This is a genomic window from Mesorhizobium sp. M4A.F.Ca.ET.020.02.1.1, assembly GCF_004022645.1.
Lineage (GTDB): Bacteria > Pseudomonadota > Alphaproteobacteria > Rhizobiales > Rhizobiaceae > Mesorhizobium.
In genome coordinates, this window is sequence record NZ_RZOI01000117.1 from 1 (window position 1) to 11,340 (window position 11,340).

10 protein-coding genes are annotated in these 11,340 nt (G+C 64.5%); 1 reads left to right on the forward strand and 9 read right to left on the reverse strand.

Going from position 1 to position 11,340, the window contains the following annotated elements; translation table 11 throughout:
* From EN742_RS10620 to EN742_RS10660, 9 genes are all read right to left on the reverse strand, one after another.
* On the reverse strand, positions 1 to 1,166 hold a 1,166-nt coding region (locus EN742_RS10620), incomplete at its 3' end, for a metallophosphoesterase (RefSeq protein WP_189375265.1).
* A gap of 191 nt (positions 1,167 to 1,357) precedes the next feature.
* The gene (locus EN742_RS10625; protein ID WP_126058429.1) at positions 1,358 to 1,732 is read right to left on the reverse strand and encodes a hypothetical protein; all 375 of its coding nucleotides are present in this window, start codon (positions 1,730 to 1,732) and stop codon (positions 1,358 to 1,360) included.
* 281 nt (positions 1,733 to 2,013) lie between these two features.
* A complete protein-coding gene (locus EN742_RS10630; RefSeq protein WP_126058430.1) occupies positions 2,014 to 3,459 on the reverse strand; it encodes a homospermidine synthase in 1,446 nt (481 codons plus the stop codon).
* 131 nt (positions 3,460 to 3,590) lie between these two features.
* Positions 3,591 to 4,517 carry a DUF3445 domain-containing protein gene (locus tag EN742_RS10635; protein ID WP_127422914.1) on the reverse strand — a complete coding sequence of 309 codons (927 nt, stop codon included), beginning with the start codon at positions 4,515 to 4,517 and terminating at the stop codon, positions 3,591 to 3,593.
* Positions 4,514 to 4,801 (reverse strand): YciI family protein, encoded by a 288-nt coding sequence (locus EN742_RS10640; protein ID WP_126059365.1) that lies wholly within the window; start codon positions 4,799 to 4,801, stop codon positions 4,514 to 4,516. The genes EN742_RS10635 and EN742_RS10640 overlap by 4 nt, the downstream gene beginning before the upstream one ends.
* Positions 4,802 to 4,820: 19 nt before the next feature.
* Positions 4,821 to 5,483, reverse strand: a complete 663-nt coding sequence (locus EN742_RS10645) for an aminotransferase class IV family protein (protein ID WP_126058432.1) — start codon at positions 5,481 to 5,483, stop codon at positions 4,821 to 4,823.
* A complete protein-coding gene (locus tag EN742_RS10650; RefSeq protein WP_126058433.1) occupies positions 5,432 to 6,577 on the reverse strand; it encodes an aminodeoxychorismate synthase component I in 1,146 nt (381 codons plus the stop codon). Before EN742_RS10650 ends, EN742_RS10645 begins: the two co-directional genes overlap by 52 nt.
* A 166-nt stretch (positions 6,578 to 6,743) precedes the next feature.
* Entirely contained in the window at positions 6,744 to 7,571 is an 828-nt protein-coding gene (locus EN742_RS10655; protein WP_126058434.1) for a proton-conducting membrane transporter, read from the reverse strand.
* Positions 7,572 to 7,939: 368 nt separating this feature from the next.
* Entirely contained in the window at positions 7,940 to 9,778 is a 1,839-nt protein-coding gene (locus EN742_RS10660; protein WP_189347391.1) for a M3 family oligoendopeptidase, read from the reverse strand.
* A 143-nt stretch (positions 9,779 to 9,921) separates the two neighbouring features.
* Between EN742_RS10660 and EN742_RS10665 the strand changes: the two genes are divergently transcribed.
* A partial coding sequence (locus tag EN742_RS10665) for a sigma-54 dependent transcriptional regulator (RefSeq protein WP_148670071.1) occupies positions 9,922 to 11,340 on the forward strand: 1,419 nt, incomplete at its 3' end.

Below are 11,340 nucleotides of genomic sequence, written 5' to 3' on the forward strand. Positions count from 1 at the left end.
ATCGAGGCGCGCAGGCCGCCGCCGTTCGAGATGACGATCTCGACGCCCTGGCCCTTGACGCGGTCGAGGATGGCATCGGAGACGAGGTTGCCCATCTCGCATTCGCGGGCGCGGCAGTTGTCGCGGCTGCCGTCGATGGCCTTAGTGGTCTCAGCCACTTCCTTGTTCTTCAATTCCTCGATCGGGGCGCCGAGCTCCTTGATGCGGGCGAGCACGGCCGGATCGGGCGTGATCGACTTGTCGAGGAAGATCGGGTCGCCGCTCGCTTGCTTGACGACGCCGTTGTCGTCGAACACGACCTTGAACTCGCCGAGATATTTCGAATAGGACGCCGCCTGCACCACCGGCACCTTGTAGCCATCGGGGTTGTCGACCATCGTCGGATAGGGGCCTGCCGCCTTCGGGTCGGTGTTCGACAGAAGCGTGTGGCTGTGGCCGCCGACCACCACGTCGATGCCGGGGATTTTCGCGATGACATCGCGCTCGCGGTTGTAGCCGATATGGGTCACCGCGATGATCTTGTTGACGCCTTGCGCCTTCAGCTTCTCGACCTCGGCGGTGATCGACTTGACGTCGTCTTCGATGGCGATGTTGGGGCCGGGCGAGGCAAGCTCCGGCGTATCATTGGTGACCGCGCCGACAATGCCGATCTTCTGGCCGCCGACCTCAAGCACGACCGACGGTTTGATCTTGCCCGCGGCGCCCGACTTGTCGTTGGGCACGACATTGGCGCTGACGATCGGGAACTTCGCCTTGTCCAGGTAAGGCACCAGCGCGCTCTCGCCGTCGTCGAATTCGTGGTTGCCGAGCGTCACCGCGTCGGGCTTGATCTGGTTGAGGAATTCCTCCTCCGCGGCACCCTTGTAGGTGATGTAGAAGAGCGAGCCCTGGAAGCTGTCGCCCGCATTGAGCAGTAGCACGTTCTGACCGTCGAGCTTCTTGCGTTCCTGCGCGATCGCGGTAACCAGCCGGCCGGCGCCGCCAATGCATTCGCCTTTGGTCTCTTCCTCGGCGGAGCATGTCGACTCGTATTTGTTGTTGCCTTCGATGCGGCTGTGCCAATCATTAAAATGCAGGATGTTCAATGTGTAGTCGGCAAAGGATGATCCGGCGGACAGGCCAAGCGCGGATGCTGAAAGAGCGGCAATGGCGGCGATCTTCTTCATTCTCGTCTCCCGGATGACCTTGAACCAGAGGCGCTTAACGCCCTTGCACTGAACGGTGCATAGCAGCCAGATCCCGACCATGTTCCCATCGCGTTTTCATCGATGCAAGCGGAATCGGGCCAGCATTGCCGGGCGCAAAAAACGGCGGCTCGCGGGCCGCCGTCTTCCGAAAAGCGAAGGATGTACCGGCTTCAGGCGCGCCGCGTCAGCACGAAGTTCTGGCCCGACGCGCTGGTGCAATTGAGCTGGCTGGTGGAGATCATCAGGCAGTTGAAGCTGATCGGTGTCTGGCGGATCAGCGAGGTGCCGTGGATCTCGACCGAAGTCGCCCCGGTCATGGTGTAGCTGCCTTCGGCGAGCTTCTGGCCGGTGTCCGTGGCGACGGTGGTGAAGGTGCCGGCGGTGAAGCTCGACAGGCCGGTGCCCTTGGCGTCGATCCAGGAACCCTCGACGCCTTTCGGTCCGGCTGCGATCGGTGGCTCGGAAGGGCCGACGGTGGTGCAGGCAGAAGCGGCGAGCAGACTTGCCGCCGCAACTGCCGAAAGCAATTTGCGCGCAATGGTCATTTGAAATCCTCTCCTCTCGCATCGGCCGGAAAACCGCTTTCGATTTTCGGAAGGCACGAGGCGTACATCAAAGTGCTGGAGCGTACTTTCCAATGGATGCACGTCGCTCCAGGCCGCACCCCTTCAATCGCCCGATTTCCGGGCGATTGCAAGGCATCGCGGCATGCCGGCGCCGCATCGGCCCGAAAATCGAAGATCGATCTTCGGAAGGCGTGATGCACGCAATTTCAATGGCTTAAAGCCCTCTTGCAGGTCCGAAGGAGCGCGCGCGCTGCAACCCGCTATCGCACCAGGATGTTGCGGAATTGCCACGGGTCGTTCTTGTCGAGATCCTCGAGGAAAAGCCCCGGCCGGTGATCGAGCGGAGTCCAGTCGGTATAGTAGCCCTTGACCGGCCCGAGATAGGGGAACTGCACTTCCAGGCAGCGCTTGTAGTCCATCTCGTCGGCCTCGACGATGCCGGCTTGCGGGTTTTCCAGCGCCCAGACCATGCCGGCAAGCACCGCCGAGGTGACCTGCAGGCCGGTGGCGTTCTGGTAGGGAGCGAGCTTACGCGCCTCGGCCAGCGACAGCTGCGAACCGTACCAGTAGGCGTTCTTGTCGTGGCCGTAGAGCAGCACCCCGAGCTCGTCGATACCGTCGACCAACTCGTTCTCGTCAAGCACGTGATGGACAGGTTGCGCCTTGCCAGCCGCGCCGAACATCTCGTGCAGCGACAGCACCGCGTCATTGCACGGATGGTAGGCATAGTGGCAGGTCGGGCGGTAGTGGACCTTACCCTTCTTGCCGCGCAAGGTGAAGAAGTCGGAGATCGAGATCGCTTCGTTGTGGGTCACCAGGAAGCCATATTGCGCGCCGGGCGTCGGGCACCACGAGCGCACGCGGGTGTTGGCGCCGGCCTGCTCCAGATAGATCGCCGCCTGCGAGCCGTTCTTGTGCTTCCTGGCGTTCTTCGGCATCCAGGTCTCATGCGTGCCCCAGCCGAGTTCGGCAGGCTGCATGCCCTCGGAGACGAAGCCTTCGACCGACCAGGTGTTCCAGAACACGTCCATCGGCTTCGGCTTCTTGGTGCGCTGCGTGTCGCGCTCGGCAATGTGAATGCCCTTGACGCCGGCCTTCTTCATCAGTTTCGCCCAGCCCTCGCGGTCACTCGCGGCCGGCTCGGCAAACTCCAGCCCAAGATCGGTGGCGAGGTGGACCAGCGCCTGCTTGACGAACCACGATACCATGCCCGGATTGGCGCCGCAGCAGGAGATCGCGGTGCTGCCGCCGGGGTTCCTGGCGATTTCCTCGCGCACGCTTTCGCGCAGCGCGTAGTTGGTGCGCGCGGCGTTATCCGCCTTGTCGTCGAAGTAGAAGCCGAGCCAGGGCTCGACCACCGTGTCGACATAGAGCACGCCGAGCTTGCGGCAGAGTTTCATCAGTTCGAGCGAGGAGGTGTCGACCGACAGGTTGACGCAGAAGCCCTGGCCGCCGCCATTGGTCAGAAGCGGCGTCAGCAGCTTCTTGTAGTTCTTCTTTGTCACGGCTTCCTGCATGAAGGTGATGCCGCGCTCGTCGAGCAGCTTGCGGTCGCTATCGCGCGGGTCGATGACCGTCATGCGCGATTTGTCGAACTTGAAATGGCGTTCGATCAGCGGCAGCGTTCCCCGTCCGATCGAGCCGAAGCCGATCATCACGACGGGACCGGTGATTTCACCGTAAACGGGCCAGTTTTCATTCGCCATTTTTTCAGACACTCCGTTAAACAGGGCAAAAGCCGGGCGTTTCTGCCGGACGGCCAAGCGCTACACCACAGATCATTGTCATAAACCAGTGAAAAGCGCCAACCACTGGTCCGGCTCGCCTGATGGCGTGGTTAAGCTGCCGTGGCCATGTCGGCGAGGAAGGCGACCAGCCGGTCGCGGTCGGCGGTCAGTCCCTTGTAGTCGAGCTGGGCCTCGTCGAGCGCCTCCAGCTGTGCGGCGAAGGATGCCGCGAGCGTCGCCCTGTCGGGATGGCGTGCCAGCACCTTGAGCGGGTCGAGATGGATGCGGATGGTGAACAGGATGTCGCGCGAGACGGGCAGTTTGCGCAACGTCTGGCGCTCGACGCGGATGAAGGCATGGGCGTCGATATCGCCGTCGGCGAAGCGTGTGGGGCGGTTGGTGGCGCGGTCGATGCGCTGGAGGTTGGAGAGCGGATGGTAGAGGGCGTCGCCGGCCTGGATCGACCAGTTGTAGCGCTCCACCGCCTGACCCTGAAGACCGTCGAACATGCGGTTGATCAATTCTGCCGGACGCGTGCCGGGCCCGAACCCCGGCACCGGCGCATGGATCTGCTGCAGCGGCTTGCCGAATTTTTCCAGGAGCGACCAGGACGAAGGAAAGCAGAGCGAGCCGGCGGCCAGGCGCCAGCCGCTTTCATCCCGGCGCATCAGGATCAGATCCTCCTGGACGAGCAGGGATGCCTGAACGAGCGGCGCCGCGCGCAGGGCCGCAGTCGGTCCGCCACCGTTCTCGTCGCCGATCACGGCGGCGCCGGAGCCGCCATCGCGATGGGTCCCGGGGTGTTTCGCCGCGAGATAGGCTGCGAGGAGATCGAGCACCTCTCGCTGGGCCTCGCGTGTGCCATCCTCCTCGACGAAGACCTTTTCGGGAATCTCCGCGTAGAGCCGGCGCTTCTCGGCGAGATGAGGCAAGAGACATTCGTCGACATCGATCCACTCGTCGAGGCCGAGCGGCTTCAGCCCGATGGTGAAGGGTTTCGACGAACCGTCATAGGGCGTATGGGCGGGCCCGTTCATGCTTCCTTGAACGCGTCGAGTTGAGCGGCGGTCATTCTCGCCGTGAATTCAGTGATGTCATAGTCGGCGGCGCCGGCTTGGGCGAAGGGATCGGCGGCCAGCTTGGCGTCCAACACGTCGCGCGGGCCGCGCGCTATGATGATGCCGCCGGTTCTTGGCCGCTTTGGACCGGAGATGACGAAGATACCCTCCGCATAGCATGCTTTCAGCCACTCGACATGTGCAGCTTGCAGCCGATCGATCTCGGTAAGCGGCACCTTGTAGTTCAGCGACACGACGAACATCATTCTCTCCAGACCTGCGTCAGGCCAACCGTGCGGGGATAAGGCCGCGCAGCGAATTGCCGACGAAGATCGCCTTCGCCGACTTCAGATCGTCTAGGGTGTAGATCGCTTCGCGGGCGCGGCCTTCATCCAGAAGCTCGCCGCGCAATACGCCAGGCAAGAGACCGCAGTCGAGCCGGGGCGTTGCCAGCACGCCGTCGCCGAAATCGGCGAAGAGATTGGTGATCGTACCCTCGCAGAGTTCGCCGCGTTCGTTGGCGAGCAGCACCTCGTCCGCGCGGCTGGCGAGATATTCGGCGCGCGCCCGCTGGTAGGTGTCGCGGCGGCTGGTCTTGTGGCGAAGCAAAGTGTCGCCGGAATCGAGCCGGACCCGCGCCAGTTGCAGGCGCCAGACCTTGTCGGCGGCGAGCGGCTCATAGCGCTGCGCGGCAGCCGTCACCTCGCCATTGCGCGCCAGGACCAGACGGGTGCGCAAGGCGATCGTTTGCCGGCCAACCGTGTCCGTCAGCACTTCGCCGACCCGTTGCGGTTCACAGGCAAAGCCCAGCTCGGCCGCCGAAGCATAGAGCCGCGCAAGGTGACGATCGAAGCGCAGGAAGCCGGGGCCCGGCTCCCAACGCATGGTCTCGATCAGCTCGAAATCGGCACGGTCCCTGTCGCGAAGCGGGCTTTCAAGAGACACTCCTGATACTCCTCCTCGGCGGTGGAATCGAAGACGACGCCGCCGCCGACATTGTAGACGGCCTCGCCGCTGGAAAAGAGCGAAATGGTGCGGATCGCCACGGAAAAGCGCATTGTGCCGCCGGGTGCGATCCAGCCGATGGCGCCGCAATAGACGTCGCGCGGTGTGCCCTCGAGATCGTGCAGTATCTCCATGGCGCGGATTTTCGGCGCGCCGGTGATCGAGCCGCAGGGGAACAGCGCCGCGAGGATGCGGCGGATGCCGACGTCCGGTAACAGCCGGGCCCGCACGCGGCTCACCATCTGGTGCACGGTCGGATAGGTCTCTATGCGGAACAGTTCCGGCACCTCCAGTGTGCCAACCTCGCTGATCAGCGAGATGTCGTTGCGCAGCAGGTCGACGATCATGCGGTTCTCGGCCTGGTTCTTCTCGTCCTTGCGCAGGAACGATTTCAGCCGCGCGTCCTCGGCCCTGGTCGCGCCGCGCGGCGCCGTGCCCTTCATCGGATGCGTCTCGATCATCCCTTCGGCGTCGATTTCGAAGAAGAGCTCGGGCGATCGCGAGAGCACCACCGGATCGCCGAGCGAAATCAGCGCGCCGTATTTCACCGGCTGGCGTTCGGTGAGCGAGTCGAAGGCGGCGAGCGGATCGCCGGACCACTGCGCGCGCACGGGGAAGGTCAGATTGCCCTGGTAGCAGTCACCCCTGCGGATGTGGTCGTGCAACCGCGCAAAGCGCTTCGCATAGTCCTGCGCCGACCAGGCCGCCCGGGCGTCGAAGATCGGGCCGTTGGTCGCCGGACCGGCGCGGCGTGGCACCGCCTGCTCGACGGGAGCATCGAAGACGCCGAAGCACACCAGCGGCGCGCGCCGACCCTCAGGAAGCAATGGCACCAGTTTTGGCTCGAGCAGGTAGCCAGCCTCGTAGGAGAGGTATCCTGCCAGCCATTTGCCGGCGTCGGCTGCCGCCTGCGCGGCTTCGAGCGCCGGCAGGAAATCGTCCGCGTCGCGCGCCACGATGATCTCGGCCGGTTGGTCGAAGACCAACTGGCGGCCGCTCTCGTCGTTGCGGAAAATAGCGGAGGGCAGGGACATTGCTCGGGTGTTCGGTCGGTGGCGCCAGCGATCGCTCTATATGGGGTCTTGGTGGCGCGCAATCGAGGGAGCGGCGTCCTGGGACGCAAAGGCGGCTGGAGCAAAGGAAGGCGGCGGTGCCCAGGACTGGCACCGGCGCTGTCACATGCCCGAAGGCGAAGCGGGATCAGGTGTTGCTGGCGGTTCCCGCGGTCGGGAAGCGGCGGGCGAATTCCTTCTCATCGCCGGCGGCGAGCAACTTCGCCTGCTCGATCCATTGCTCGCGCGCGATACGACCATCGAAGTTCAGCACGTCCTCGATCCGCTTGACGTCGGCTGCTGTCCAGGCGGCAATCTGGGCATAGCTTGTAACCCCAAGGCCCTTGAGCAGCTTTTCGTTGACCGGGCCGATGCCGATGAGGCGGCGCAGATTATCGGCCTTGCCCGTCGCCGCCTTGGTCGAAGCCGGTGCGGCCTTCTTCGCTGCAGCCTTGGGCGCCGCTGCTTTGGGCGCGGCCGGCTTCGGCGCGGCGGCCGACCTGGTTGCCGCTGGCTTGGCCGATGCCGGCTTTGCCGCGGCAGGCTTGGCGGCGGCAGGCTTGGCGGCGGGCGACTTGGCGGCGGCAGGCTTGGCGGCGGGCGACTTGGCGGCGGCAGGCTTGGCAGCGGCAGGCTTGGCAGCGGCAGGCTTGGCAGCGGCAGGCTTGGCAGAAGCCGATTTGGCCGGTGCGGGTGTCGAGACGAGCGCCGCCGGCGCGGGAGCGGAGGCCTTTGCCGCGCCGGATGCGGCCGGCGCCTCGCGCAGCCGGCGTTCGAGGTCGGCACGTGTGTGGCCGCATGCTTCGAGCTCGGCGGTCAGCCTGTCGGTATCAGCGCGGAGCCTGTCGCGCTCGCCGCGCGTGCGGTCCAGATCACCGCGCAGGCTGTCGAGCTCGCCGCGCAGCCGACCCCAGATGAACCAGCCAACCGACACACCCACAATGAACGCCAGGAGAACGTAGAAAAAAGTGCTCATTCCCTCTCTCCAGTCCGATCCATCCGCCGCGGCCTGGAATGACGACCTCGGCGAAAGGACCATTCAATGGTTCCGCGCTTGCGGAACAGCTGGCTTCAACAGAGCTGTCGGCGCTCGGCTCTTCGCCCATGGCCAACGGCCGCATCGCATTCGCCAAATGTCGCCACCGGCCGAAGCTCGTCCCCTGGCCTGGGCTTTGCGTCCGGCTGAGCTTGAGGCGGGACGCTACCATATGACTTGCGGAAAGCTAACGGAAAAAATTCCCGGAGAGTTCTTCAAGAACAGATATTTATGCCAAGAGTAGAGCCCATTCCCAACATGTGTTCCGGCTAAACTATTCTGGCGCGGACCGAGGTCGAAGTCGCGCGTCACTTATCCAGCGCTTCCAGCTCGTCGATCAGGCCGCCGATCACGCCAAGCCCGATCTGCCAGAAGGCGGGGTTGGTGGCATCAAGACCGAACGGAGCCAGCAGCTCGGAATGATGCTTGGTGCCGCCGGCGCGCAGCATCTCGAAATACTTCTCCTGAAAGCCGCGCTCGGCATTCTGATAGACCGCGTAGAGCGAGTTCACCAGGCAATCGCCGAAGGCATAGGCATAAACGTAGAAGGGCGAATGGATGAAGTGTGGGATATAGGTCCAGAACACTTCATAGCCGTCGCGCAGCCGGATCGCCGGCCCCAGGCTTTCGGCCTGCACCTCGAGCCAGAACTGGCCGAGCCTGTCGGAGGTCAACTCGCCGTTCTTGCGCTCGGCATGCACCTTGCGCTCGAACTCGTAGAAGGCGATCTGGCGCACCACCGTGTTGATCATGTCCTCGACCTTCTGGGCGAGCATGGCCTTGCGCTCGCGCCGGTCGGTGGTCTGGTCGAGCAGCGAGCGGAAGGTCAGCATCTCGCCGAAGACGGAGGCCGTCTCGGCGAGCGTCAGCGGCGTCGAGGCCATCAGCGCGCCCTGGCCTCCGGCCAGCACCTGGTGGACGCCATGGCCGAGCTCATGCGCCAGCGTCATCACATCGCGCGGCTTGCCCATATAATTGAGCAGCACATAGGGATGCGCCGACGGCACCGTCGGATGGGCGAAGGCGCCGGGCGACTTGCCGGGCCTGACCGGCGCGTCGATCCAGTTGCGGTCGAAGAAGGTGCGGGCGATTTCGGCCATGTCGGGCGAAAAGCGCTGATAGGCCGACAGCACCGTGTCCCTGGCGTCGTTCCAGCGGATGATCGCCTGCGGGGTCTCCGGCAAGGGCGCGTTGCGGTCCCAGTGGTTCATCACCGCCATGCCGAGCCAGCGCGCCTTCATCGCATAGTAGCGGTGCGACAGGCGCGGATAGGCCTCGCGCACGGCGGCCGCCAGCGCGTCGACCACGCCGCGCTCGACGCGGTTGGCGAGGTGCCGTGAATCGGCGATGTCCTCGAAGCCACGCCAGCGGTCGGAAATCTCCTTGTCCTTGGCCAGCGTGTTGGTGATCAGCGTGAAGGTGCGCAGATTCTTGCGGAAGGTCGCGGCCAGCGCCTCTGACGCCTGGCGGCGCACTTCGCCATCGGCGTCCTGCAGGCGGTTCAGCGCCGGCTCCAACGCCAGCTCCTCGCCGCCGAGGTCGAAGCGCAGATCGGTCATCGTCTCGTCGAACAGCCGGTTCCAGGCGCCGCGCCCGGTGATCGACTTTTCGTGGAAAAGCTGCTCGACCCTATCCTCGAGCTGGTAGGGCTTGTCCTTCCTGAGGTCGAGCACCCAGGGCCGGTAGTGGCCAAAGGTTGGGTCGGCGGCGAGCGCGCTTTCGATCACGGCGTCGTCGATCAGGTTGAGCTCCAGCGCGAAAAACAGGAGATGCGCGCTGGCGTCCGTCATCTTTTCCTGGATGTCGCCATAGAGCTTGGCGCGCTGCGGATCGGCGGTGTTGCCGGCGTAGATCAGCCCGGCATAGGAGACGATGCGGCCGATCAGCTCCTCCAGCGCCTCATAGGCCTGCAAGGCTTCGCCCAGACGGCCGGCGACGCCGCGCTCGGCCTCGGCGGCAAGCGTGCCCTTCCAGCGGGTCTCGAAGCCAACAGCATCCTGCGCGGCCCTGGCAATGTCGCGCTTCAGCTCGGGCGCTTCCATGCCGGAATAGAGATCGGCGAGGTTCCATTCCGGCAGGTCGCCAAGCTCCGCGGCGCCGTGACCGGACGCAGTCGCCGAAAGCCGCCGATCAGGAATCATGCGCATCAAAAATACCTTCCAGAACAAGGGAGAAAGCAGAGGCCGGTCAAATCCTAAGGAATTCGTTCACCGGGTTTTTTGAAACCTTATTTAGAACCCTGTGCCAAGATGATCCACGGGGATTTCTCGGGCCGGGCAATTACACAGTCATGACAGGTTCCATACTCATAGTCGATGACGATCCCGTGCAGCGCAGGCTGCTCGAGGCGGCGGTGACGAAATTCGGCCACGGGGCGATCGTGGCCGATGGCGGCGAGGCGGGACTTGGCGTTCTCGACGGACCCAATGCGCGCGACGTGTCGGTGATGATCCTCGACCTCGTCATGCCTGGGCTCGACGGCATCGGCGTCTTGAAGGCGATGCGCGAGCGCGGTATCCACGTTCCGGTCATCGTGCAGACCGCGCAGGGCGGCATCGAGACCGTCGTATCGGCGATGCGCCACGGCGCCTTCGATTTCGTCGTCAAGCCGGCCTCGCCCGACAGGCTGCAGACGGCGATCTCCAACGCGCTGAAGGTCGAGGCGGTCGAAGACGAGATGAAGCGCACGTCCAGGCGGCGCGGCGGCCACCTGACCTTCAAGGACCTGATCACGCACAGCCCGGCGATGGACCGGGTGATCCGGCTCGGCCAGAAGGCGGCGGCGTCCAACATCCCGATCCTGATCGAGGGCGAATCGGGCGTCGGCAAGGAGCTGGTGGCGCGCGCCATCCAGGGCAGCGGCGACCGCCGCTCGAAACCGTTCGTCACCGTCAATTGCGGCGCCATCCCCGACAACCTCGTCGAATCGATCCTGTTCGGCCACGAGAAGGGCTCGTTCACCGGCGCCACCGACAAGCACACCGGCAAATTCGTCGAGGCGCATTCGGGCACGCTGTTCCTCGACGAGATCGGCGACCTGCCGCTCGACGTCCAGGTCAAGCTGTTGCGCGCGGTGCAAGAGGGCGAGGTCGATCCGGTCGGCGGCCGTTCGACGGTCAAGGTCGACATCAGGCTGATCTCGGCGACGCACCGCAATCTCCTGCAGCAGGTCAAGGACGGCCGTTTCCGCGAGGATCTGTTCTACCGTCTTAACGTCTATCCGATCTTCGTGCCGCCGCTGCGCGACCGCCGCGACGACATTCCCTATCTGGTCAGGCATTTCATGGAGAAGGTGGCGCCTGCCGATCCCCGTCACCGTCCGCAAGGCATCTCGGCCAGGGCGCTCGCCATGCTGCAGGCCTATGACTGGCCGGGCAACATCAGGCAGTTGGAGAACGCCGTCTTCAGGGCTTCCGTGCTGGCCGAAAGCGAGCTGCTGACGGAAGAGGAGTTTCCGCAGATCCGCGCGCAGCTGGAAGGCACCGTCAAGCTCGATGTCGAAATTGGCGCGCCAGCGCCTGAGCTGAGCGGTGACGACGACGTGGCCGGCGAGCCGGGGGTGGTCGTGGCCGAGCCCGATCCGCCGGCAAGGCTGCAGCCGCGCTTCGGGACGTTGCGGGCACTGGACGAGCGCGGCAATGTACGCGCGCTGGCCGAAGTCGAACTGGAAATGATCAAGCTCGCCATCGACCATTACAATGGCCAGATG

Bases quoted from the DNA above. Each gene is read 5' to 3' on its own strand.
- EN742_RS10650 (WP_126058433.1), bottom strand. From the start codon at position 6,577: ATGTCCCTGCCCTCCGCTATTTTCCGCAACGACGAGAGCGGCCGCCAG.
- EN742_RS10660 (WP_189347391.1), bottom strand. From the start codon at position 9,778: ATGCGCATGATTCCTGATCGGCGGCTTTCGGCGACTGCGTCCGGTCAC.
- EN742_RS10625 (WP_126058429.1), bottom strand. From the start codon at position 1,732: ATGACCATTGCGCGCAAATTGCTTTCGGCAGTTGCGGCGGCAAGTCTG.
- EN742_RS10630 (WP_126058430.1), bottom strand. From the start codon at position 3,459: ATGGCGAATGAAAACTGGCCCGTTTACGGTGAAATCACCGGTCCCGTC.
- EN742_RS10635 (WP_127422914.1), bottom strand. From the start codon at position 4,517: ATGAACGGGCCCGCCCATACGCCCTATGACGGTTCGTCGAAACCCTTC.
- EN742_RS10655 (WP_126058434.1), bottom strand. From the start codon at position 7,571: ATGAGCACTTTTTTCTACGTTCTCCTGGCGTTCATTGTGGGTGTGTCG.
- EN742_RS10640 (WP_126059365.1), bottom strand. From the start codon at position 4,801: ATGTTCGTCGTGTCGCTGAACTACAAGGTGCCGCTTACCGAGATCGAT.